This window comes from Zoogloea sp. 1C4 (assembly GCF_009469605.1).
In the GTDB taxonomy this organism is placed as follows: Bacteria; Pseudomonadota; Gammaproteobacteria; order Burkholderiales; family Rhodocyclaceae; genus Zoogloea; species Zoogloea oryzae.
Map to the genome: position 1 here is coordinate 57,680 of NZ_SSXU01000019.1, position 22,547 is coordinate 80,226.

The following is a 22,547-nucleotide window of genomic DNA, read 5'->3' on the forward strand; positions in this document are numbered from 1 at the left end:
ACGAACAATGGACATGCAAGTTGCCAAGAAGAAGCTCGGCCTGAAAGAGCGCTACGCCGTGATGACCCGCGGCCTCGACTGGAAGCCGTCGTACCAGAAGATGGAAGACATCTACCCGTACATGGCCTACGAAGGCATCAAGATCCATGATTGGGACAAGTGGGAAGACCCGTTCCGTCTGACCATGGACGCCTACTGGAAGTACCAGGCCGAGAAGGAACGCAAGCTCTACGCGATCATCGACGCCTTCAACCAGAACAACGGCCACCTGAACGTCACCGACGCCCGCTACCTGAACACCGTCAAGCTGTTCATCAGCGGCATCAGCCCGCTCGAATACGTGGCGCACCGCGGCTTCTCCCACGTCGGCCGCCAGTTCCCCGGCCCCGGCCCGCGCGTCGCCTGCCTGATGCAGGCCCTGGACGAGATCCGCCATGCCCAGACCCAGGTGCACTCGATCTCGAACTACAACAAGTACTACAACGGGATGCACGACTTCCACCACGCCCATGACCGCGTGTGGTTCCTGTCGGTGCCCAAGAGCTTCTTCGACGACGCCATCACCGCCGGCCCGTTCGAGTTCATGGTGTCGATCGGCTTCTCGTTCGAGTACGTGCTGACCAACCTGCTGTTCGTGCCCTTCGTTTCGGGCGCGGCCTACAACGGCGACATGGGCACCATGACCTTCGGCTTCTCGGCCCAGTCGGACGAAGCCCGCCACATGACCCTCGGCCTGGAAGTCATCAAGTTCATCCTCCAGCAGGACCCGGCCAACGTGCCCATCGTCCAGCGCTGGATCGACAAGTGGACCTGGCGCGGCTACCGCGTGCTGACCCTCGTCGCGATGATGATGGACTACATGCTGCCGAAGCGCACCATGAGCTGGAAGGAAGCCTGGGAGGTCTACTTCGAGGAGAACGGCGGCGCGCTGTTCAAGGATCTGGCCCGCTACGGCATCAAGATGCCGGACTGCGCCGCCCAGATCGCCCTGGAGAAGGATCACCTCTCGCACCAGGCCTGGAGCACCTTCTACAACTACGCCGCCGCATCCAACTTCCACACCTGGATGCCGGACGAGGAAGAGATGGCGTGGCTGTCCTCCAAGTACCCCAACAGCTACGACAAGTACTACCGGCCGCGCATGGAGTTCTGGCGCGAAGAGGCCGCCAAGGGCAACCGTTTCTACAACAAGACGCTGCCCATGCTGTGCCAGACCTGTCAGATCCCGATGATCTTCACCGAGCCGGGCGACCCGACCAAGATCTGCTACCGAGAGGTGGACTACAAGGGCGACAAGTACCACTTCTGCTCGGACCACTGCAAAAAGATCTTCGAGGACGAGCCCGAGAAGTACGTCCAGGCCTGGCTGCCGGTGCACCAGATCTACCAGGGCAACTGCTTCCCGGAAGGCACGGACCCGACCGTGGAAGGCTTCGATCCGCTGGCTGCCGTGCTGAAGTACTACAACCTGGAATTCGGCCGCGACAACCTCGACTTCGACATCTCGGAAGACAAGAAGAACTTCGCCGAATGGCGTGGCCAGGCGACCAAGAACGTCTGATGCCGGACGCCGCGGGCACCGCCTGCCCGCGGCCGTCAAACCAATACGAACTGGAGACACGACATGGCTGTTGCTGCCGTTAAAACCTACGAGTTCCCGCCTGCCGACACCGTGGACAAGTTCCACGGCGCCCAACTGCTGTACATCGGCTGGGAAGACCACCTGCTGTTCTGCGCCCCCTTTGCCTTTCCGTTCCCGCCGACGATGCGCTTCGGCGACATCCTCGCCGGCGTGCTGCCGGGCGTCTTCGGCTATCACCCGGATTTCGCCAAGATCGACTGGGCCAAGGCCGAGTGGTTCAAGTCCGGCCAGCCCTGGCAGCCGGACGCCGACAAGTCGCTGGCCGAGAACGGCCTGAAGCACAAGGACGTGATCCGCTTCCGCACCCCCGGCCTCACCGGCATCAAGGGTTCGTGCAGCTGATGCACTAAGCGCGGCGGCGATCCGCCTTGCGGGTTGCCGCCCTTTCGCCCGACCGAGAACAGATAACAATCATGAGTTACGAACTGACCATTGAACCGATCGGCCAGACGATCGAGGTCGAGGAAGGGCAGACCATCCTCGACGCAGCCCTGCGTGCGGGCATCTGGCTGCCCCATGCCTGCTGCCACGGCCTGTGCGCCACCTGCAAGGTGCAGGTGACCGATGGCGAGGTGGACCACGGCGAAGCCTCCACCTTTGCGCTGATGGATTTCGAGCGCGACGAGGGCAAGACCCTGGCCTGCTGTGCGCGCCTCGAAAGCGACGTGACCATCGAAGCCGAGATCGAGGAAGACCCGGACGCCGAGTCGATCCCGGTGCGCGACTTCCCCGGCACGGTGAGCCGCATCGAGACGCTCACCCCGACCATCAAGGGCATCTTCATCGAGCTGGACGAGGCTATCCATTTCCAGGCCGGCCAGTATGTGAACGTGGACATCCCGAGCCTCGGCGTGAGCCGGGCGTTCTCGCTCGCCAACGCGCCCTCCACCGGCCGCGAGATCGAGCTGAACATCCGCATCGTGCCCGGCGGGGCAGGGACGACCTACCTCCACCAGCAGCTCAAGGTGGGCGACCGGATCAAGATTTCCGGCCCCTACGGACGCTTTTTCGTGCGCAAGTCGGCGGCCTCGGCGTCGATCTTCATGGCGGGCGGCTCAGGCCTGTCGAGCCCGCGCAGCATGATCCTCGATCTGCTGGAGGAGGGCTCGATGCTGCCGATCACCCTGGTGTACGGCCAGCGTACCCGTGAGGAGCTGTACTACCACGACGAATTCCTCGCCCTGGCCGAGCAGCACCCCAACTTCACCTATGTGCCGGCGCTCTCCGACGAGCCGGCGGACAGTGACTGGACGGGTTTCCGCGGCTACGTCCACGATGCCGCCAAGGCTCACTTCGACAATGACTTCCGCGACCACAAGGCCTACTTGTGTGGCCCCCCGATCATGATCGACGCGTGCATCACCACGCTGATGCAGGGCCGCCTGTTCGAGAACGACATCTACACCGAAAAGTTCTTCTCGGCAGCCGATGCCCAGCAGGTCCGCAGCCCGCTCTTCAAGCGGGTTTGAGCTTAATCAAGAAATATCGAGAAAGTGCAAAATTATCGCGAATTCGTCGGTATTCTCTTGAATGCAGTCTCAACGTAGTTCCGCGTAGTTTCAATTACACATCGCACCGATCCGGGCCATCAGAACCGGACGGGCACAATCTGGAGGAGAGCTTCATGGCAATGACTGGTGTTATTCGTCCCGGACACATTTCCCTGCGCGTGCTGGATCTGGAAGAGGGGATCAACTTCTACAAGAACACCCTCGGCCTGGTCGAAACCGGCCGCGACAGCCAGGGGCGTGTTTACTTCAAGGCCTGGGACGAGCGCGATCACAACAGCGTCCTGATCCGCGAAGCCGCCGAAGCCGGCGTGGATTTCTTCGCCTTCAAGGTTGCCGACAAGGCCACCCTTGAAAAGCTCGACCGCGACCTGAAGGCCTACGGCCTGACCACCGAGCGCATCCCCGCTGGCGAAATGCTGGAAACCGGCGAGCGCGTCCGCTTCAAGCTGCCGTCTGGCCACTTCATCGAGCTGTACGCCGAGAAGACCGACGTCGGCAACGGCCAGCCCTATGTCAATCCGGCCCCGTGGACCAAGGAAGCCGAGAACGGCATCGCCCCGAGCCGCATGGACCACTGCCTGCTGTACGGTCCGGACATCGAGAAGGTTCAGGAAATCTTCGAGAAGGTGCTGGGCTTCTTCCTGGTCGAGCACGTGGTGATGGAAGACGGCAAGACCGATCTGGCGATCTGGCTGTCCTGCTCGATCAAGGCCCACGACATCGCCTTCGTGCGTCACCCGGAGCCGGGCAAGCTGCACCACGTGGCCTTCAAGCTCGACAGCTGGGAGCGCGTGCTCCGCGCAGCCGACCTCATGTCGATGAACAAGATCTCCATCGACATCGGCCCCACCCGTCACGGCATCACCCGCGGCACCACGATCTACGCGTTTGACCCGTCCGGCAACCGCTTCGAGACCTTCTGTGGCGGCTACGATTCCTACCCCGACTACAAGCCGGTCAAGTGGACCTGGGACGAAGTCGGCGCGGGCATCTTCTACCACGACCGCAAGCTCAACGAGCGCTTCCTGACCGTCGTTTCCTGATCGGTGGCAGCAAAGCAGAACGGCGGGAAATCCCGCCGTTTTGTTGGCCCCGAGAGGGGGCATCGGTAATCCGCGAATCTGATCAGCTGATCATTTCGGCCGGCAGCTTGCGGACGGCTTCGAGGGTGCGCAGGACGTGTTCGGTGAGGATTCGCGCCGCTTCCTTCGAGTTGCGGGCGAGGGCGGCATCGACGATGGCCTGGTGCTCGGCATGCACATCGCGGGAGATCGGCTGGCGGAACAGCGACAGACGCCGGTAGCGCTCCGACTGGAGGTACAGGATGTTCTGGAAGTGACGCAGCCAGCGGGACGTGGAAGCGGAGATCAGCACCTCATGGAAAGCCCGGTTGCGCAGCTCCCATTCTTCCCGCGAGGCGTTGGTGCCATCTACCAGCTTTTCTTCGGCGCGGGACAGCATGTGGAAGGACGCCACCACATTGGCCTCCCAGGTGTCGTCGCCGAGTTCGATGGACTGCTGCAGCGCCACGGTTTCGAGGAGCACGCGGGTGCGGGTGATGTCCTCGAAGTCGTCGAGGGAGATCGGCGCGACGCGGAAGCCGCGCTGCCCCTGGGCTACCACCAGCGCATCGGTCACCAGCAGCTGCAGCGCCTCGCGCAGGGTGCCGGCGCCCACGGCGTACTGGTCCTTGAGGTGTTCGACGCGCAGCTTCTCGCCGGGACGATGGACGCCCTCGATGATGTCGCGGCGCAACTGGCGGTAGGCCGCTTCGGCGAGGGTCTTCGGCTCGTCGGCCTGATGGCCGGACAAATCGGGGACGTTAGCGAGGTCGTTCATCGTGGTGGGTTCTCTGTTTCAGGGCGGGTCAGGACGCACACGCCATCGGTGGAATTTTAGCTGAAATCGTTTATCCCGGTGATAGTAAAAAATCTCGAGAAAACCATTGACGTTCGAAACAGAAGCCCATATTGTTCTCCCGCGCGCCTGTCCGTGCTGATGGTCCGCCGTTAGCCCTTTCCAACTCTTGAACCGGAATTCCCCATGAGCGATCAACCCGTTTCCGCCGTCGCAGTTCCCCAGTCCGTCATCTCCGCCGAAGCCGTGACCGTGGCGCTCGAGGCTGCGGTCGAGCACGCGGCCCGGATCGGCGTGAAGATCAATGTGGCCGTGGCCGATTCCGGTGGCAACCTGGCCGGCTTCCTGCGGATGCCCGGCGCCTTCATCCAGTCCATCGACATCGCCATCGACAAGGCCTACACCGCCGCCGGCTTTGGCTTTTCCACCAAGAAGTGGATGGATTTCATCGGCCACGACGACGGGATGAAGTTCGGCTTCTCGGCCCGCCCGCGCCTGGTGGTGTTTGGCGGCGGCCTGCCGATCCGCGTGAATGGCGAGCTGATCGGCGGCATCGGCGTCTCCGGCGCGTCCGAAGCCCAGGACGAGGAGTGCGCCCGCGCCGCCCTGGCTGCCATCGGCGCCACCGAATAATCAGACCGGACAGTTCCCCCATCCGGCTACCGCAGCAGTCCCACCCCCACACCAACCGAGGCTTTATGGATCTTCAACTCGCAGGCAAGCGCGCCCTCGTCACCGGCTCCACCTCCGGCATCGGCTTTGCCACCGCCCGGCTGCTGGCCGCCGAAGGCGCCGAAGTCGTCGTGAATGGCCGTAGCCGTGCCGGCGTTGCCGCCGCGGTCGAGCGCCTCCAGGCCGCCGTGCCCGGCGCAAAAGTGACCGGCATCGCCGCCGACCTGTCGTCCGTCACCGGCTGTGAAACCCTTGTTGCTGCATGTCCGGACGTGGACATCCTGGTCAACAACATGGGGATTTTCGATCCCAAGCCCTTCGAAGAAATCGCCGATGAAGAGTGGTTCAACTTCTTCGAAACCAACGTGATGAGCGGCGTGCGCCTCACCCGCAGCTACCTGCCGGCCATGAAGGCCCGCAACTGGGGCCGCGTGGTGTTCATCTCGAGCGAATCCGGCGTCTGCCCGCCGGCCGAGATGATGCATTACGGCATGACCAAGGCCGCTCAGCTTTCCGTCGCCCGGGGCCTTGCCGAAACCTGCGCCGGCTCCGGCGTCACCGTCAATTCCGTACTCCCCGGCCCGACCCGTACAGAAGGTGTCGCGACGTTCTTCGGTCGTCTGGCCGAAGAACAGGGCGTCACGGTGGAGGAGGCCGAACGGGCCTTCTTCGCCAATGCCCGGCCGACCTCGATCATCAAGCGCCTCATCGACCCCGCCGAGGTCGCCGCCATGGTCGCCTATGTCTGCAGTCCGCTGTCCTCCGCAACCCAGGGTGCGGCCCTCCGGGTCGAGGGTGGCGTAGTCCGCAGCATGGTTTAACCCCAGCGTCTCAACAGGAACAACACAACGATGACTAAGAAGATCAAGTGCGCCCTGATCGGTCCCGGCAACATCGGCACCGACCTGCTGGCCAAGCTGCAGCGCAGCCCCGTCCTCGAGCCGGTCTGGATGGTCGGCATCGACCCTGAATCCGACGGCCTCAAGCGGGCCCGCGAGATGGGCATCAAGACCACCGCCGAAGGCGTGGATGGCCTGCTGCCCCACATCAAGGCCGACGGCGTGCAGATCGCCTTCGACGCCACCAGCGCCTACGTGCACGCCGAGAACAGCCGCAAGCTCAACGAGCTGGGCGTGCTGATGATCGACCTCACCCCGGCCGCCATCGGCCCCTACTGCGTGCCGCCGGTCAACCTGCTCGAGCACGTGGGCAAGGGTGAGATGAACGTGAACATGGTCACCTGCGGTGGCCAGGCCACCATCCCGATGGTCGCCGCCGTCTCCCGCGTCCAGAAGGTTGTGTACGGCGAGATCGTCGCCACCGTGTCGTCCAAGTCGGCCGGCCCCGGCACCCGCAAGAACATCGACGAATTCACCCGCACCACCGCGGGCGCCGTCGAGCGCGTGGGCGGTGCTGAAAAGGGCAAGGCGATCATCATCATCAACCCAGCCGAACCCCCGCTGATGATGCGCGACACCGTGCACTGCCTGGTCGAGGGCGAGCCGAAGCAGGACGAGATCCGCGAGTCCATCGCCGCGATGATCAAGGAAGTCCAGAAGTACGTGCCGGGCTACCGGCTGGTCAATGGCCCGGTGTTCGACGGCAACCGCGTGTCGGTGTTCCTGGAAGTCGAAGGCCTGGGCGACTACCTGCCCAAGTACGCCGGCAACCTGGACATCATGACCGCCGCCGCCGCGCGCACCGCCGAGATGTTTGCCGAAGAGATGATCGCCGGCCGTCTGACCCTGAAACCCGTCTGATCACCCCACGCCCCGAAGGTCGGATCTTTTCCGACGCGGAGCGACGAACCGACGTGAGTTGTCGGACTGAAGTCCGACCTACAAGAGAACACAGGAGAACCCGATGGATCTCAAAGGCAAGAAAATCACCCTCCACGACATGACCCTGCGCGACGGGATGCACCCCAAGCGTCACCTCATGTCCCTCGAACAGATGAAGTCGATCGCCACCGGCCTCGACGAAGCAGGCATCCCGCTGATCGAAGTCACCCACGGCGACGGCCTGGGCGGCAGCTCGGTGAACTACGGCTTCCCGGCCCACACGGACGAGGAATACCTCTCCACCGTGATCCCGCTAATGAAGCAGGCCAAGGTCTCGGCGCTGCTGCTGCCCGGCATCGGCACCGTCGATCACCTGAAGATGGCCCGCGAGCTGGGCGTGAACACCATCCGCGTGGCCACCCACTGCACCGAGGCCGATGTGTCCGAACAGCACATCACCATGGCCCGCAAGCTGGAGATGGACACCGTCGGTTTCCTGATGATGAGCCACATGAACAGCCCCGAAGGGCTGGTCAAGCAGGCCAAGCTGATGGAAGGCTACGGCGCCAACTGCATCTACGTGACCGACTCCGCCGGCCACCTGCTGCCCGACGGCGTGAAGGCCCGCCTCTCCGCCGTGCGTGACGCGCTGAAGCCCGAAACCGAGCTGGGCTTCCACGGCCACCACAACCTCGCCATGGGCGTCGCCAACTCCATCGCCGCCATCGAAGTGGGCGCCACCCGCATCGACGCGGCCGCCGCAGGCCTGGGCGCCGGCGCCGGCAACACCCCGATGGAAGTGCTCGTCGCGGTGTGCGACCTGATGGGCATCGACACCGGCGTGAATGTCGCCAAGATCACCGACGTGGCCGAAGACCTGGTCATCCCGATCATGGACTTCCCGATCCGCATCGACCGCGACGCGCTGACCCTCGGCTACGCCGGCGTGTACGGCTCCTTTCTGCTCTTCGCCAAGCGCGCCAGCGCCAAGTACGGCATCCCGGCCCGCGACATCCTCGTCGAGCTCGGCCGCCGCGGCATGGTGGGCGGCCAGGAAGACATGATCGAAGACACCGCCATCACCATGGCCAAGGCCCGCGGTCTGGCCGTCTAAGCAGCAGTGGGGCGCTCCGGCGCCCCACACCATCGCAACAAGCCACGGAGAACACCATGCCGTTTGCGCAGGTTCATCTTGTCGAAGGTCATTCCGCCGAACAGAAGCGTGCGGTCATCACGAAGGTGACCCAGGCCCTTCAGGACGCCGTCGGCGCGCCCCGGCCCAACATCCGCGTGTGGATTCACGAGCTGCCCAAATGCGACTTCGGCATCGGCGGCGAAAGCGTCGAGGCGCTCGAAGACACCGCGCTGCCCTTTGCCCAACTCTTCCTGATCGAAGGGCGCAGCGAAGAGCAGAAGCGGGCCGTCATCGAGAACGTGACCCAGGCGCTCGAAGAAGCCGTCGGTGCAGCACGTCAGGTGATCCGCGTATGGATCCAGGAAGTACCCAAGACCAACTGGGGCATCGCCGGCAAGACCGCCAAGGATCTTGGCCGCTGAACCCGGTTCCGCATCAAACCGCTCCCTTCTTGCCGGGAGCGGCGCAGTACCGCAGCAGAACAACTCGATCAGATAACCACAAGGAGGAGAAACATGAAGAAGTCACTCATCGCAGCACTCGTCGGCGGACTGCTCATGGCCGGTGGCGTTGCCCAGGCCAAGGAAGGCGGCGACCAGTACCCGAACGGTGCCGAAAACTGGTACGCCGGCGCGCTGCCGCCGCCGGGCACCTATTTCATCAACTACTTCGGCTACTACGGCGGCACGCTGAAGGATGGCGGCGGAGACACCGTCAAGCATCTGGCTACCAACAACAAGGAAGCCCGCGTCAATGCGGTGTTCGACGCCCTGCGTGTGGTGCACGTCACCAACACCCAGGTGCTCGGTGGCAACTGGGCCATGCACGCGATCCTGCCGATCGTGAACCAGAGCATCGGCAACCTGCCGGGCACGGTGGGTTCGGCCAGCAAGTTCGGGATCGGCGACATTACGATCGACCCGTTCGTGATCACCTGGCACCACAGCCCCGAGCTGCACACCGCCTTCGGCCTGGACATCAACCTGCCCACCGGCGCCTACGACAAGAACGACCCGCGCACCAGCATCGGCGCCAACTACTACAGCTTCGAGCCGATCTACGCCGTGACCTGGCTGCCGAAGGGCGGCTGGGAAGTCTCCGCCAAGCTGATGTACAACACTAAGACCCGCAACGACGACACCAAGTACAAGTCGGGCGATGAGTTCCACATGGACTACGTCGTCGGCAAGCACGTGGGCGAGTGGGCTTTTGGTATCAGTGGCTACTACCTTAAGCAGTTGACCAACGACAAGCAGAACGGAACGACCGTTGCGGGCGTGACTGATCTGATCTCCGCCGGCCGCAAGGGCCAGGTCTTCGCCTTCGGTCCCAGCGTGAAGTACACCACCAAGACCGGCACCATGTTCATCGGCCAGTGGCAGCATGAAACCATGGTCGAGAACCGCTTCCAGGGCGACAAGCTGTGGTTCAAGCTGATCACCCCGCTGTGATCACGACCTGAAGGAATCCCGGAAGGGCAGGGGGCTGCACTTCCGGGTTTGCAGTGCAAAAAATTGAAAGCCAGTCGGTGCAAACCGGCTGGCTTTTTTTGTGCTGCTTTTTGAGGCGCTGTTTGTGCTGGCGGCGCGCCGCAGACCCGCGCAGAATCACGCTCCGTGAGCGCCCGGCGGCCTGCGCCAAGAACATGAGGAGACCTGTTTCATGCTGAACCTTCAAGACCCGAGCCTGCTGCGTCAGGCCTGCTACATCGACGGCGCCTGGGTGGCGGCCGACAGTGGCGAGACCATCGCCGTGACCAACCCGGCCACTGGCGAGACCATCGCCCGCGTGCCCCGCTGTGGTGCTGCCGAGACCGAGCGCGCCATCGCCGCCGCCGACCAGGCCCTCAAGACCTGGCGCAACACCACCGCTGCCGAACGCAGCCGCATCCTGCGCCGCTGGTTCGATCTACTCATGAGCAATCAGGATGACCTGGGCCGGCTGATGACCGCCGAGCAGGGCAAGCCGCTCGCCGAGGCCAAGGGCGAGATCGCCTACGCCGCGGCCTACGTGGAATGGTTTGCCGAGGAGGCCAAGCGCGCTTACGGCGAGGTCATTCCGTCGCCCTTCAAGGATCGCCAGATCGTCGTGACCAAGGAGCCGGTGGGCGTATGTGCGGCGATCACCCCGTGGAATTTTCCGTCGGCGATGATCACCCGCAAGGTGGCCCCGGCCCTGGCCGTGGGCTGCACCATCGTCCTCAAGCCCGCCGAGCAGACGCCCCTGTCGGCCCTGGCCCTGGCCGAGCTGGCCGAACGGGCCGGCGTGCCGAAAGGCGTGTTCAGCGTCGTCACGGGCAAGGCCAGCGCCATTGGCGGCGTGATGACCGCCAGCCCCATCGTGCGCAAGCTCACCTTCACCGGCTCCACGCCGGTGGGCAAGCTGCTGATGGCCCAGTGCGCCGGCACCATCAAGAAGCTGTCGCTGGAGCTTGGCGGCAACGCGCCCTTCATCGTCTTTGACGACGCCGATGTGGGCGCCGCAGTGGCCGGCGCGATCGCCTCCAAGTACCGCAACGCAGGTCAGACCTGCGTGTGTTCCAACCGCTTCCTGGTGCAGGACGGCATCTACGACACCTTCGCCGCAAAGCTGGCCGATGCCGTCGCCGGCCTCAAGGTGGGTAACGGGCTGGAGGAGGGCGTCACCCAGGGCCCGCTGATCGACGACGCGGCCATCGCCAAGGTCGAGGAACTCGTCGCCGACGCGCTGGGCAAGGGCGCCCGGGCGGTGTCCGGCGGGCGTCGCCATGCCCTCGGCCGTACCTGGTACGAACCCACCGTGCTGGCCGACGTGACCCCGGCGATGGCGGTGGCGAAGGAGGAGATCTTCGGCCCGGTGGCGCCGCTGTTCCGCTTCACGACCGAGGACGAGGCGATCCACATGGCGAACGACACCGAGTTCGGCTTGGCGGCGTATTTCTACTCGAAGGACCACGCCCGGGTGTGGCGCGTGTCGCGCCAGCTGGAGTACGGCATGGTGGGCATCAACACCGGGCTGATCTCCACCGAAGTGGCGCCCTTTGGCGGCGTGAAGCTCTCGGGCATCGGCCGGGAAGGCTCCAGCCACGGCCTCGACGAGTACATGGAAACCAAGTACCTCGCCCTGGGCGGGCTGTAAGCGCACGACGCTTCGAGCCCGAAGTTTGCCCAGGCCGGCGAACGCGGGCCTGCCCTGCGGCTGGCGTGCTGGCCTACGATGCGGACAAGGCCGCCCGCAATGCGCTGCCGAGCAGGGACGACGGAAAAAAGTCATCCGGATCAGGGAACAAGCGCTGATCGCGCCGGTCAATCAGATGCAAGGCAGGACGGCGGCGAGCGGGGTCAGACCCGTCTCGTCGCCGTCGGCTTTTGGGCCCGCTGTTCCCGGCGCTTTTCCGCTACCCTGCGGCAAGTAAGGCCGCGACCAAGCCGGCCAGCAACATTCATCGACGACTTCATGACCTCCACCCCGACGCCCCAGGCCCCGGCCGGACGCCGCTGGCCCGCATCCATGCGGTCCCTGGCCCATCGCAATTTCCGGCTCTACTTTCTCGGTCAGGCGATCTCGATCCTCGGCTCGTGGATTCAGCAGGTGTCGCTGTCGTGGCTGGTCTATCGGATCACCGGTTCGGCGGCGCTGCTGGGCGTGACGGCCTTCTGCGCGCTGATCCCACAGCTTGTCGTCGGCCCGCTGGCCGGGGCGTGGATCGACAAGCAGGACAAGCGCCGCTGGCTGATCGGGGTGCAGTCGCTGCTGGCGCTGCAGGCCTTCGTGCTGGCCACGCTCACGGCGCTCGACATGATCGGTCCGGCGCTCATCATCCTGATGTCCCTCGTGCTCGGGCTGCTCAACAGCTTCGACACGCCGCTGCGCCAGTCGCTGATCGGCAGCTTCGTGGGCCAGCGGGAGCATCTGCCCAACGCGCTGGCGCTCAACGCGATGCTGTTCAACGCCGGGCGCTTCGTCGGGCCGCCGCTGGCCGGGCTGTTGCTGGGGCTCACGTCCGAGGCGGCGTGTTTTGCGATCAACGGCTTCTCTTTTTTGGCGCTGATCGTCGGGCTCACGCTGATCGAAGGCATCGAGCCGCCGCGGGCCAGGGGGTCGATGGGGCAGGTGTTCCGCGAAGGGGTGACCTACGCCTGGCACACCTGGCAGATCCGCATGCTGATCGTCACCCTGATCGCCCTCAATCTGACGGCTTCGGCCTACGCGGTACTGCTACCAGTGTTTGCCCGGGATGTATTCGCGGGTGGCGCAACGACCCTCGGCTGGCTGTGGGGCGCGGCGGGCTGCGGGGCGTTTGCGTCGACCATCGTGCTCGCCAACCACCGGCAGCTCCATGCGGTGATGCGGGCGGTGGTGGCGGGGGTGATCATCAGCGCGGCGTCGCTGATCGCTTTTGCGCTGGCCGGTTCGCTGCCGGTCGCGCTGGTCGCAATGGCCGGGCTTGGCTTCGGGATCTCGGTGTGTAACGTGGGCATCAACATGCTGATGCAGGGCATGGCGCCCGAAAAGCTGCGGGGCAGGGTGGTGTCGTTCTTCACCTCGGCGCGCTTCGGTTTCGATGCCTTGGGCGGCCTGCTGGCCGGCTTCATCGCCGGGACGATCGGCGCCGGCCACACTCTGCTGTGGGAGGGCGTGGTGCTGGCAGCCTTCGTGGTCTTTCTGCTCAGCCGCAGCCGGCGGCTCGTCAATCTCGCATCGGAAAGCACGACTGGGTGATCCGAACACATGTTCTTCACCTTGGGCCGGTATACTTGCAGGTTCATGAATTTTGGAGCCACCCATGCGCTACGGAGAGTTTGACACCGCTTCCCTCATGTACATCACCAACCGCCCCGATCTCGTGTTCGAGCGCGGCGAAGGGGCGTGGCTGTACGACCACAACGGCAAGCGCTACCTCGATTTCATCCAGGGCTGGGCGGTCAACTGCCTCGGCCACTGTCCCGCCGAGATCACCGACGCGCTGGTGAAGCAGGCGAAGACCCTGCTCAACCCCAGCCCGGCTTTCTACAACGGCCCGATGGTCGAGCTCGCCGGCCTGCTCACCGCCAACTCGGTGTTCGACCGCGTGTTCTTCGCCAACACCGGCGCCGAAGCCAACGAAGGCGCGATCAAGCTGGCCCGCAAGTGGGGCAAGCTGCACCGTAACGGCGCCTACGAGATCATCACCTTCGACCACTCCTTCCACGGCCGTACGCTCGCCACCATGTCCGCCTCGGGCAAGGCCGGCTGGGACGTGATGTACGCGCCGCAGGTGCCGGGCTTCCCGAAGGCTGACCTCAACGACATCGCCTCCGTCGAGGCCCTCATCACCGACAAGACCGTCGCCGTGATGCTGGAGCCGGTGCAGGGCGAAGGCGGCGTGATCCCCGCGTCGCCCGAATTCATGCAGGCCCTGCGCAAGCTCACCCGCGAGCGCGGCATCCTGCTGATCGTCGACGAAGTGCAGGCCGGCATGGGCCGGACCGGCACCCTGTTCGCCTATCAGCAGTCGGGCATCGAGCCGGACATCATGACCCTCGGCAAGGGCATCGGCGGCGGCGTGCCGCTGGCTGCGCTGCTGGCCACCGAATCCGTCGCCTGCTTCGAGCCGGGCGAGCAGGGCGGCACCTACAACGGCAACCCGCTGATGGCGGCGGTGGGCGTGGCGGTGCTGCGCAAGCTGCTGTCGGAAGGCTTCCTGGAGTCGGTGCAGGCCCGCGGCGAATACCTCAAGAAGCGCCTGCTCGAGCTGTCCGAGAAGCACGGCCTGAAGGGCGAGCGGGGCTGCGGCCTGCTGCGCGCGCTGATCCTCGACGACGACCGCGGCCCGGCCATCGTCAAGGCGGCGCTGGAGATGGACCCGCAGGGCCTGCTGCTTAACGCCCCGCGTCCGAACCTGCTGCGCTTCATGCCCGCGCTGAACGTGAGCGAAGGCGAGATCGACCAGATGATCGAAGCCCTCGACGTGCTGCTGAAGAAGTAAGCCGCGCTGGCCGGTGATCCGGTCAGGCAATAAAGATGGCGCCGCAACCCGGCGCCATTTTTTGTTTACGCGGTGAGTTCGATGTAGTCGTGGGCGATCAGCTCGCCCATCGCCGCAGCGGGCACCGGCCGCGAGAAATGGAAGCCCTGGCCGACGCGGCATCCGAGCTCGTTGAGGATCGCGCACTGCTCGGCCGATTCGATGCCTTCTGCGATGGTGAGCAGCGACATGTCCCGGGCAATGCTGATGATGGCGCGGATCAGGGTGATGTCGTCGGGGTTGCGGTGCAGCTCGGATACAAACGAGCGGTCGATCTTCAGCACATCGAAGCGGAAGTTGCGCAGGTAAGAGAGGCTCGCGTAGCCGGTGCCGAAGTCGTCGAGGGACAGCATGATGCCCAGCTCGACAAGCCCTTCGAGCGTATGCCGGATGCGCTCGTCCTGATCCAGCAGTACGCTTTCGGTGACTTCGATCTCCAGCCGCGCGTTGCTCAGCCCGTGGCGGGCGAGGGTGTCGCGCACGTAGTCGACGAAATCCGGCTGGCGCAGTTGAGGCACCGCGACGTTCACCGCCAGACGGATCGGTGCGGTGCCCTGGGCGTCCCATTCGGCCAGCTGGCGGCAGGCTTCGTCGAGCACCCAGGCGCCGATCGGAACGATGAGGCCGGTGTCTTCGGCGATGGGGATGAAGCGGTCCGGCGGGATCAGCGCCTCGCCCTGGGGCTGCCAGCGCAGGAGCACCTCGCAGCCGACAATGCGCATCGAGGCCAGATCGACCTGGGGCTGGTAATGGAGCACCAGCTCCTTGCGGGCGAGGGCGTGGCGCAGGCCGTTTTCGATGTGCAGGCGGTTGGTGGCCCACTGGTTGAAGTCGGCGGTGAAGAACTGGAAGTTGTTCCGGCCCACATCCTTGGCGTGGTACATCGCCGCGTCGGCGTTCTTGATGAGGGTCTCGGCGTCGGTGCCGTTGTCGGGGAAGAGCGACACGCCGATGCTCGGGGTGATGTGGAAATCCTGGTTGCGCACCAGATACGGCTCGCCCAGCGCCTCGCAGATCTTGCGGATCACCGGCAGGGCGTTGGCGGGCTGGTCGAGGGCCGGCAGCACCACCGCAAACTCGTCGCCCCCCATGCGGCTGACGGTGTCGCTCTGGCGCACCAGGCGACGCAGGCGGGCGGCGACTTCCTGCAGGATCTCGTCGCCGGTGGCGTGGCCGAGGGAGTCATTCACCGTCTTGAAGCGGTCCATGTCGATCACCAGCACCGCGACGCGTTTCTTCTCGCGCTCGGCGATGGCGATGGCCTGGGTCAGGCGGTCGTTCAGCAGGGCGCGGTTGGGCAGGCGGGTGAGGAGATCGAACTCCACCAGCTGGCGGATCCGGTCTTCGGCTTCCTTGCGCTCGGATACGTCGAGGAAGGTGCCGATGTAGTGCAGCACCTCGCCCCTGCCGTTGCGCACCGTGGAGATGGTGAGCTGCTCGGGAAACACCGTGCCGTCGCGCTTGCGGTTCCAGATCTCGCCGCTCCAGGTGCCGGTGGCGCGGATCGTCTTCCACATCGCCCGGTAGAAAGCCTTGTCGTGGCGGCTGGAGGCGAGCAGGGTGGGGCGTTGGCCGATGACTTCGTCGGCAGCGAATCCGGTGATCTCGCAGAATGACGGATTGACGGCGAGGATGCGGGTTTCGGGGTCGGTGATGATGATGCCTTCCCGGCTGGTCTCGAAAACCCGTGCCGAAAGATGCAGCGCCTTGGCCTGACGTTCGAGGGTCTGGGCGTGAGCATCGATCCGCTGGGTGTAGGCGCGCAACTGCCGGCTGATCCAGCGAGAGAAGAAATAGGACGCGACGATCGCCAGCAGCAGCGCCATGCCCGCAGCCAGCGCCACGAAGGGCAGGCGGCTCGACACGGACTCGATGATGGCGGTGCGCTCTGCGGCAATCGCGGGCTCCATCTCCTGCTCGAACAAGGACGCCACCACCACGATGTTCCACGGCTTATATACCTTGACGAGGGAGGTGCGGTTGCCGATCTCGCCACGCTCGCCCGCCTTGCCGGGATCGACCCGGTTCCAGGGATATTCAGCCAGCCCGCCGCCCTTCGCGCCCAGGGCGATGAGTTCGCCGCGGATACGCTTCATCTCGTCGGTGCCGACGCTGGTGTAATGCTTTCCTTCGTGTTCGGGCCACTGGGTCTGGAGCAGGATCTTCCCGTCGAGGCCAAACACGGCAAAGTGGCCGGTGTCGCCGAACTTCCAGGCCCGAAGGCGTTCCAGGCCTTCCCGAAGGCGCATGTCGTGCCAGCGCTGCAGGTAATCTCCGGTGCCGATGATCCAGTCGTAGGGTGCGAAGTGCGCCACGTAGGCGAGCTTGTCGGACATCGCCTTGGGTGATCCCGGCGAGTACCAGCGGTAGGACGAATAGCCCGAGCCATCGCCTTCCTTCACCGCGTTGATCAGGCCACGCATGATGTAGTGACCGGTGTCGTCCTGGTTGTCCCAAAGGGACGAGCCTTCCCGTTCCGGTGCAATCGGCAGGAGGACGCATCGGCCCTCCATGTCGTCCACGAAGAAGTAGCCGCCGCCGTCGAAGAAACGCTGGGGCCGCAAGGCCTCGATGATCAGCCGCTTGACCTCGGCCTCGGGCCGCCGGCCGTGCTCCCGGTCGTAGATCGCCTGGGCGGTCTGCATGGCCATCGAGACCCGCTCCTTGAGCGCGGCCTTGAGCGTGCTTTCGGTCAGGGATTGGGCGAAGTCGATGTATCCGATGGCTGCCGACATCTCGGTGGCGAGGCGCTCCTGCTTCTTGGTGGCGAAGCTGTCTTCGAGCCGTTTGAAGAAGCGCTGATGCTCGGTCATGCCGATGAGCAGGAAGCTCACGCCCAGGGCGAGCGCCATCACGACCACGACGATCAGCGTGCCTGCAAGGTGCAGACGGGGCAGATTTCGGTCGGTGACGCGGATTCTCATGAACACTCGGGGTTGGGGGGCATCAATTATTCTTTGATCGAGAAAGGGGCTACAGGCCCGATCTCGCAACCTCTTTTAACGGCCGGAGTCGCCGGGGCTAAAGTGACGGGGTGTGGAATATTCATCATCCGGCGTCATCTTCCGGCCGTCGGCGGCACTGCATGCGCAGCCCGAAAGGTGAGGAAAGGCGCGGGCTGTCGGGGCGTGAGGCCTTCATCACCAGCCCGGCCGCGTTCGACTTTTCCTGGTTTTTTTGTACCCGAATGAAGTTGTCGGTGAAAAACGGTTCCGACATGCCGTTATAGACATCAAGACCCTAGTGATGGCCCTATCGCCTCGGCCGTATCACGCCAGCGGCAAGTCGGAGATGCCCCGCACCCGGATCGACCCCGCGCTCCATGCCCCTCGTGACGCAGCCGGGCAGGGCACGCCGTCCTGCAACCCGCAGCGAGCGCACCACGGCTGGCCGATTCTGGAATCCGGGTGGATTGCATACCCCCAACATTGCCTGGGAAGCCCCATGCCTCTCGCCAATCGCATCGAGCGCAGACGCCTCTTTCTGCCGATCATCGCCCTCATGGTGCTGCCCATCCTCCTTGTCTGGGGGGCGGTGGTCTACAAGGCCACGACCGAAGAGGAGATGGTCATCAAGGCCGTCTACACCGAAAATCTCAACCTCGCCCGAGCCTTCGAGGAGCACACGATCCGGACGATCAAGAGCGTCGATCAGGCGGTGCTGTTCCTGAAGTTCCAGTACGAGCGCTACGGTGACAAGGTGAACATCGCCGAATACGTGCGCGAAGGGATGATCATCAGCAACATCTTCAACCAGCTGGGGGTGATCGACGAGAACGGCATCTACATCCTGAGCAATCTGCCCAACCACAAGCAGATGGATCTGTCCGACCGGGAGCACTTCCGGGTGCACAAGGAGAAGGACACCAACCAGCTCTTCATCAGCAAGCCGATCCTCGGCCGCGCCTCGGGCAAGTGGTCGATCCAGATGACCCGGCGCATCAACAAGCCGGACGGCAGTTTTGGCGGGGTGGTGGTGATCTCCGTCGACCCGTTCTACTTCTCCGACTTCTACCGGGGCGTGGATCTCGGTCCGGGGGGCGTGGTGTCACTGGTGGGGCTCGACGGCATCACCCGCGCCCGGCGGGCCGGCGACAACATGACCGTCGGCCAGGATCTGTCCCAGAGCGCGCTGATGCGCCAGCTTCGCGAGAAGCCGGTCGGCAGCCTCCGCACCACGAGCGTGTCCGATGGTGTCAACCGCCTCTACAGCTATCGGGCGCTCACCGAGTATCCGCTGATCGTCGCGGTCGGCGTCACCGAGGACAACGCGCTCAGCGAGTTCCGCTCGCGACGGTTCGGCTATCAGGTCTTCGCGTTCGCGACGACGCTGATCGTGCTGCTCTTCGGCGGCATCGCGATGCGCCTGCTGGACAGGCAGTACCGCATCACCGCCCAGTTCCGCGAAAGCCAGATCAAGGCCGAATCGGCCAACCGGATGAAGTCCGAGTTCCTCGCGTCCATGTCCCATGAGCTGCGCACGCCGCTCAACGGCATCATGGGCTACGCCGAGCTCCTGCGGGAGAGCACCACCGGCGAGAACCAGGAGTTCGCCGGCGTGATCCTCGACAGCAGCGAACACCTGCTCGATCTGGTGAACTCCATCCTCGATCTGGCCAAGATCGAATCCGGCAAGACGGAGCTGGTGATGCGCCCCGAGCCCCTGCGCTCACTCATCGACAAGATCGTCCGCACCTATCAGCCGCCGGCCGCCAAGAAGGGCCTGGAACTGGCCGTGACGCTCGCCGACGATCTGCCGGCCGACTTCGTCTGCGATGCGACGCGAGTGGTGCAGGTGCTCAACAACCTGCTCAGCAACGCGATCAAGTTCACCGACCACGGGCGTGTCGAAGTCCGCGTCTCGCGAGTGGGCGACGAGCTGGAATTTGTCGTGGCCGACAGCGGCTGCGGCATCGCACCGGACATGCTGTCCCACGTGTTCGAGCGCTTCAGCCAGGCCGACAACTTCCTGACCCGGCGCCATCAGGGCACCGGGCTGGGCCTTGCGCTGGTGAAGGAGCTGGTGGATCTGATGGGCGGCTCGGTGAATGTGCGCTCCGAACTCGAAAAGGGCAGCGAGTTCATCGTCCGCCTGCCGCTGGGCGACTGAGCGCCAGCAACAAAAACGGGGAGCGATCCGCCCCCCGTTTTCCCTGCGTTTTTTCGGCCGTCCGGCTTAGTCGCCGCGCAGGCCGTTTGATTGGGAGCGGCCCGGCGCGGGCTTGCCCTTCTTGGCGCGCTTGCCCAGCCACGGCTCCCAGTCCTTCGGCGATACCGCAAACTCCACCGCCTTGCCACCACGAGTGGCGGCCAGCAGGGTGAGCCCGTTGGTGGCGACGCAGGTGGCGGCCAGGGTGTCGCCCTCATCCAGCGCCATGATGATGACGCCGCGCCCACCGCCGGAGAGCTCCTTCATCTGATCCAGCGGGAACACCAGCAGCTTGCCGCTGGACGACAGCGCCGCCAGATGCTGATTGTCGGCACCGTCGAAGAGCACCGGCGCGAGCAGCTTGCCGCCCGCATCCACCGACACGAACTGCTTGCCGGCACGCTTGGTGGCGGTCATGTCGCCGAGCTTGCACAGGAAGCCGTAGCCATCCACGCTCGCCAGCAGCACCCGCTTGTCGGCCGGGCCGGCGAGCACATGGGCGATCTTGGCGCCACTCGGCAGCTCGACGAAGGACGCCAGCGGCGCCCCGTTGCCGCGCCCGTCGGGTAGCGTCGAAACCGCCACGGTGAGCGCACGGCCCCCGTCGGTGATGGCGATCAGCGAATCCACGCTGCGGCACTCGAAGGCCGAACCCAGGCGGTCGCCGTCCTTGAAGGCCACGTTGGCCAGATCGACGCCGTGGCCGCTGCGGCAGCGCACCCAACCCTTTTCGGAGACGATCACGGTGACGGGCTCGTCCACCACGGTTTGCGTGACGCCGGCGCGGGCAGCTTCTTCCACCAGGGTGCGGCGCGCGTCGCCGAACTTGGTAGCGTCGGTCTTGATCTCCTTCACCACCAGCCGGCGCAGCTTGCCCTCGTCGCCCAGCAGGGCTTCGAGGTCGGTCTTCTCGCCACGCAGTTCAAGCAGCTCGCGCTCGATCTTGATGCCTTCGAGGCGGGCCAGCTGGCGCAGGCGGATTTCCAGGATGTCCTCGGTCTGCCGGTCACTCAGGTCAAAGCGGGCGATCAGTGCCACCTTCGGGTCGTCCGACTCGCGGATGATGCGGATCACCTCGTCGATGTTCAGGAAGACGATGTGACGGCCTTCCAGGATGTGGATGCGGTCGTTCACCTGGCCCAGCCGGTGCGCGGTGCGCCGGCGCACGGTGCCGATGCGGAAGCGGCCCCACTCGTGGAGGATGTCGGCGAGGCTCTTCTGGGCCGGCCGGCCATCCAGGCCGATCATCACCAGGTTGATCGACGCCGAGGTCTCGAGGCTGGTGTGGGACAGCAGCAGGTTGGCGAACTCGGCCACGTCCTGGTTGCGGCTCTTGGGCTCGAACACCAGCCGTACCGGCGCATCCTTGCCGGATTCGTCGCGCACCCGGTCGAGCGCGCCGAGCATCAGCGCCTTGAGCTGGGCCTGATCCGGGTCGATGGATTTCTTGCCGGTCTTGGGCTGCGGGTTGGTCAGGGTCTCGATCTCGAACAGCACCTTCTGGGCCGATACGCCCGGCGGCAGTTCGTTCACCACCAGCTGCCACTGGCCGCGGGCCAGATCCTCGATCACCCAGCGGGCGCGCAGCTTGAGGCTGCCGCGGCCGGTTTCGTAGGCGGCGCGGATGTCGGCCGCGGGCGAGATGATCTGCCCGCCACCGGGGAAATCAGGCCCCTTGATGTGGGTCATCAGGTCGGCGACGGTCGCTTCCGGGTGTTCGATGGCGTGGATGGCGGCGTCGGCCACCTCGCGCAGGTTGTGGGACGGGATCTCGGTGGCCATGCCCACCGCAATGCCCGAGGCGCCGTTGAGCAGCACGAAGGGCAGGCGGGCCGGCAGGAGCTGGGGCTCTTCAAAGGCCCCGTCGTAGTTCGGGCGGAAATCCACCGTGCCGCGGTCGATCTCGGAGAGCAGCAGCTCGGCGATGGGCGTGAGGCGGCATTCGGTGTAGCGCATCGCCGCGGCCGAGTCGCCGTCCCGCGAGCCGAAGTTGCCCTGGCCATCCACCAGGGGGTAGCGCAGCGAGAAATCCTGGGCCACCCGGACCATCGCGTCGTACACGCTCGAGTCGCCGTGGGGGTGATATTTACCGATCACGTCGCCGACCACCCGGGCCGACTTGACGTGCTTGGAGCCCGGCGCGAGGCGCATCTCGTTCATCGAGAAGAGGATGCGGCGCTGAACCGGCTTGAGGCCGTCCTCCACCTGAGGCAGGGCACGGGATTTGACCACGCTCATCGCGTAGGCCAGGTAGGCGCGCTCGGCGTAAAGGTCGAGGGGCAGGGCGTCATCGCTGCCCAGTAGCGGGGTGACGGGCGGCGCGGGCGGCTCGCCACCGCCGGCTGGGGCGTCGGGGGCGTCAGGCAGTGCGTCGAAGAGATCCGGGGTGTTGTTCATGGTGCGGTGCTTGCGGCTGGCGGCGCGGGGCCGCCTGGGTTGCTGGCGCCCGTCGGGCGCGACAAAGGCCGCAAAAATACCACAGGCACCGCTGATTCAAATCGCTGAAAAGCAGTCCGGACGCGCTTTTCGTGCGGGGGCTCAGGCGGGCACGGCGGCCGGCGACAGCGCGGCTGCCAGCGCGCCCACATCCAGCCAGCCCAGCGGGTAGCCGCCGGCGGGGGTTTCCACCTGCAACCCGTCGGTCTCCACCCGCGCCACGAAGATCGGATCGCTGGCGATGGGGCACATTTATGTCCAGTCCGCGATTATGCTGAGTCGCCGGCGGCGGGCCGCCCGATCCGCGGCGCCCCGCCCATACCGGCTGCGCATAATCAAAGAGCCTGCAGGAACTTCAACAGCGCATCGGTCGGCCGAT

General features: G+C 65.1%; 18 protein-coding genes and 1 pseudogene. 15 read left to right on the top strand and 4 right to left on the bottom strand.

Translation table 11 applies throughout. The features are described 5' to 3' along the window. Positions 1 to 7: 7 nt before the first annotated feature. From GH681_RS18295 to GH681_RS18310, 4 genes are all read left to right on the top strand, one after another. Positions 8 to 1,561: an aromatic/alkene/methane monooxygenase hydroxylase/oxygenase subunit alpha gene (locus GH681_RS18295; RefSeq protein WP_153162979.1), complete on the top strand. Its 1,554-nt coding sequence runs from the start codon at positions 8 to 10 to the stop codon at positions 1,559 to 1,561. 63 nt (positions 1,562 to 1,624) lie between these two features. Next, entirely contained in the window at positions 1,625 to 1,984 is a 360-nt protein-coding gene (locus GH681_RS18300; RefSeq protein WP_153162980.1) for a phenol hydroxylase subunit P4, read from the top strand. Between the two features lie 71 nt (positions 1,985 to 2,055). Further along, positions 2,056 to 3,111: an NADH:ubiquinone reductase (Na(+)-transporting) subunit F gene (locus tag GH681_RS18305; RefSeq protein WP_153162981.1), complete on the top strand. Its 1,056-nt coding sequence runs from the start codon at positions 2,056 to 2,058 to the stop codon at positions 3,109 to 3,111. Between the two features lie 155 nt (positions 3,112 to 3,266). Then, positions 3,267 to 4,196, top strand: coding sequence for a catechol 2,3-dioxygenase (locus GH681_RS18310; protein ID WP_153162982.1), 930 nt, complete (start codon positions 3,267 to 3,269; stop codon positions 4,194 to 4,196). An 82-nt stretch (positions 4,197 to 4,278) separates the two neighbouring features. Here the strand turns inward: GH681_RS18310 and GH681_RS18315 are convergent, their stop codons facing one another. After that, complete coding sequence (locus tag GH681_RS18315; protein ID WP_153162983.1) at positions 4,279 to 4,992, bottom strand: GntR family transcriptional regulator; 714 nt, start codon at positions 4,990 to 4,992, stop codon at positions 4,279 to 4,281. A 204-nt stretch (positions 4,993 to 5,196) separates the two neighbouring features. On the opposite strand from GH681_RS18315, the gene GH681_RS18320 reads away from it, so the two are divergent. The 10 genes and pseudogenes from GH681_RS18320 to GH681_RS18365 all read left to right on the top strand — a co-directional run bounded on the left by GH681_RS18320 (position 5,197) and on the right by GH681_RS18365 (position 14,545). Beyond that, on the top strand, positions 5,197 to 5,643 hold the full coding sequence (locus GH681_RS18320) for a heme-binding protein (RefSeq protein ID WP_153162984.1): 447 nt from the start codon (positions 5,197 to 5,199) through the stop codon (positions 5,641 to 5,643). A 65-nt stretch (positions 5,644 to 5,708) separates the two neighbouring features. Beyond that, positions 5,709 to 6,503 carry an SDR family NAD(P)-dependent oxidoreductase gene (locus GH681_RS18325; RefSeq protein ID WP_153162985.1) on the top strand — a complete coding sequence of 265 codons (795 nt, stop codon included), beginning with the start codon at positions 5,709 to 5,711 and terminating at the stop codon, positions 6,501 to 6,503. Positions 6,504 to 6,533: 30 nt separating this feature from the next. After that, positions 6,534 to 7,442: an acetaldehyde dehydrogenase (acetylating) gene (locus GH681_RS18330; RefSeq protein WP_153162986.1), complete on the top strand. Its 909-nt coding sequence runs from the start codon at positions 6,534 to 6,536 to the stop codon at positions 7,440 to 7,442. A 103-nt stretch (positions 7,443 to 7,545) separates the two neighbouring features. Continuing rightward, positions 7,546 to 8,577: a 4-hydroxy-2-oxovalerate aldolase gene (dmpG, locus tag GH681_RS18335; RefSeq protein ID WP_153162987.1), complete on the top strand. Its 1,032-nt coding sequence runs from the start codon at positions 7,546 to 7,548 to the stop codon at positions 8,575 to 8,577. Between the two features lie 56 nt (positions 8,578 to 8,633). Continuing rightward, positions 8,634 to 8,804 (top strand): annotated as a pseudogene (locus GH681_RS24145) (2-hydroxymuconate tautomerase); the annotation flags it as partial. Between the two features lie 24 nt (positions 8,805 to 8,828). Further along, positions 8,829 to 9,020, top strand: a complete 192-nt coding sequence (locus GH681_RS24150) for a 2-hydroxymuconate tautomerase (protein WP_153162998.1) — start codon at positions 8,829 to 8,831, stop codon at positions 9,018 to 9,020. A 93-nt stretch (positions 9,021 to 9,113) separates the two neighbouring features. Continuing rightward, positions 9,114 to 10,049, top strand: coding sequence for a transporter (locus GH681_RS18350; protein WP_153162988.1), 936 nt, complete (start codon positions 9,114 to 9,116; stop codon positions 10,047 to 10,049). A 211-nt stretch (positions 10,050 to 10,260) separates the two neighbouring features. Further along, positions 10,261 to 11,715, top strand: coding sequence for an NAD-dependent succinate-semialdehyde dehydrogenase (locus GH681_RS18355; RefSeq protein ID WP_153162989.1), 1,455 nt, complete (start codon positions 10,261 to 10,263; stop codon positions 11,713 to 11,715). 318 nt (positions 11,716 to 12,033) lie between these two features. Then, a complete protein-coding gene (locus GH681_RS18360) occupies positions 12,034 to 13,299 on the top strand; it encodes an MFS transporter (RefSeq protein ID WP_228111976.1) in 1,266 nt (421 codons plus the stop codon). A 64-nt stretch (positions 13,300 to 13,363) separates the two neighbouring features. Beyond that, on the top strand, positions 13,364 to 14,545 hold the full coding sequence (locus GH681_RS18365; protein ID WP_153162990.1) for an acetylornithine transaminase: 1,182 nt from the start codon (positions 13,364 to 13,366) through the stop codon (positions 14,543 to 14,545). A gap of 65 nt (positions 14,546 to 14,610) precedes the next feature. Here GH681_RS18365 and GH681_RS18370 read toward each other — a convergent pair whose 3' ends face one another. Beyond that, positions 14,611 to 17,508: an EAL domain-containing protein gene (locus GH681_RS18370; protein WP_153162991.1), complete on the bottom strand. Its 2,898-nt coding sequence runs from the start codon at positions 17,506 to 17,508 to the stop codon at positions 14,611 to 14,613. A gap of 520 nt (positions 17,509 to 18,028) precedes the next feature. On the opposite strand from GH681_RS18370, the gene GH681_RS18375 reads away from it, so the two are divergent. Beyond that, positions 18,029 to 19,693 (top strand): ATP-binding protein, encoded by a 1,665-nt coding sequence (locus GH681_RS18375; RefSeq protein WP_153162992.1) that lies wholly within the window; start codon positions 18,029 to 18,031, stop codon positions 19,691 to 19,693. Positions 19,694 to 19,759: 66 nt separating this feature from the next. On the opposite strand, the gene parC is transcribed toward GH681_RS18375, so the two are convergent. Together parC and GH681_RS18385 are read right to left on the bottom strand one after the other, a co-directional pair. After that, entirely contained in the window at positions 19,760 to 22,129 is a 2,370-nt protein-coding gene (gene parC / locus GH681_RS18380) for a DNA topoisomerase IV subunit A (RefSeq protein WP_153162993.1), read from the bottom strand. Between the two features lie 141 nt (positions 22,130 to 22,270). Next, a complete protein-coding gene (locus tag GH681_RS18385) occupies positions 22,271 to 22,420 on the bottom strand; it encodes a hypothetical protein (protein ID WP_153162994.1) in 150 nt (49 codons plus the stop codon). Positions 22,421 to 22,547: the final 127 nt, after the last annotated feature.

Coding starts and splice junctions, on each gene's coding strand:
- GH681_RS18295 (WP_153162979.1), top strand. CDS start 8: ATGGACATGCAAGTTGCCAAGAAGAAGCTCGGCCTGAAAGAGCGCTAC.
- GH681_RS18300 (WP_153162980.1), top strand. CDS start 1,625: ATGGCTGTTGCTGCCGTTAAAACCTACGAGTTCCCGCCTGCCGACACC.
- GH681_RS18305 (WP_153162981.1), top strand. CDS start 2,056: ATGAGTTACGAACTGACCATTGAACCGATCGGCCAGACGATCGAGGTC.
- GH681_RS18310 (WP_153162982.1), top strand. CDS start 3,267: ATGGCAATGACTGGTGTTATTCGTCCCGGACACATTTCCCTGCGCGTG.
- GH681_RS18315 (WP_153162983.1), bottom strand. CDS start 4,992: ATGAACGACCTCGCTAACGTCCCCGATTTGTCCGGCCATCAGGCCGAC.
- GH681_RS18320 (WP_153162984.1), top strand. CDS start 5,197: ATGAGCGATCAACCCGTTTCCGCCGTCGCAGTTCCCCAGTCCGTCATC.
- GH681_RS18325 (WP_153162985.1), top strand. CDS start 5,709: ATGGATCTTCAACTCGCAGGCAAGCGCGCCCTCGTCACCGGCTCCACC.
- GH681_RS18330 (WP_153162986.1), top strand. CDS start 6,534: ATGACTAAGAAGATCAAGTGCGCCCTGATCGGTCCCGGCAACATCGGC.
- dmpG (WP_153162987.1), top strand. CDS start 7,546: ATGGATCTCAAAGGCAAGAAAATCACCCTCCACGACATGACCCTGCGC.
- GH681_RS18350 (WP_153162988.1), top strand. CDS start 9,114: ATGAAGAAGTCACTCATCGCAGCACTCGTCGGCGGACTGCTCATGGCC.
- GH681_RS18355 (WP_153162989.1), top strand. CDS start 10,261: ATGCTGAACCTTCAAGACCCGAGCCTGCTGCGTCAGGCCTGCTACATC.
- GH681_RS18360 (WP_228111976.1), top strand. CDS start 12,034: ATGACCTCCACCCCGACGCCCCAGGCCCCGGCCGGACGCCGCTGGCCC.
- GH681_RS18365 (WP_153162990.1), top strand. CDS start 13,364: ATGCGCTACGGAGAGTTTGACACCGCTTCCCTCATGTACATCACCAAC.
- GH681_RS18370 (WP_153162991.1), bottom strand. CDS start 17,508: ATGAGAATCCGCGTCACCGACCGAAATCTGCCCCGTCTGCACCTTGCA.
- GH681_RS18375 (WP_153162992.1), top strand. CDS start 18,029: ATGCCTCTCGCCAATCGCATCGAGCGCAGACGCCTCTTTCTGCCGATC.
- parC (WP_153162993.1), bottom strand. CDS start 22,129: ATGAACAACACCCCGGATCTCTTCGACGCACTGCCTGACGCCCCCGAC.
- GH681_RS18385 (WP_153162994.1), bottom strand. CDS start 22,420: ATGTGCCCCATCGCCAGCGATCCGATCTTCGTGGCGCGGGTGGAGACC.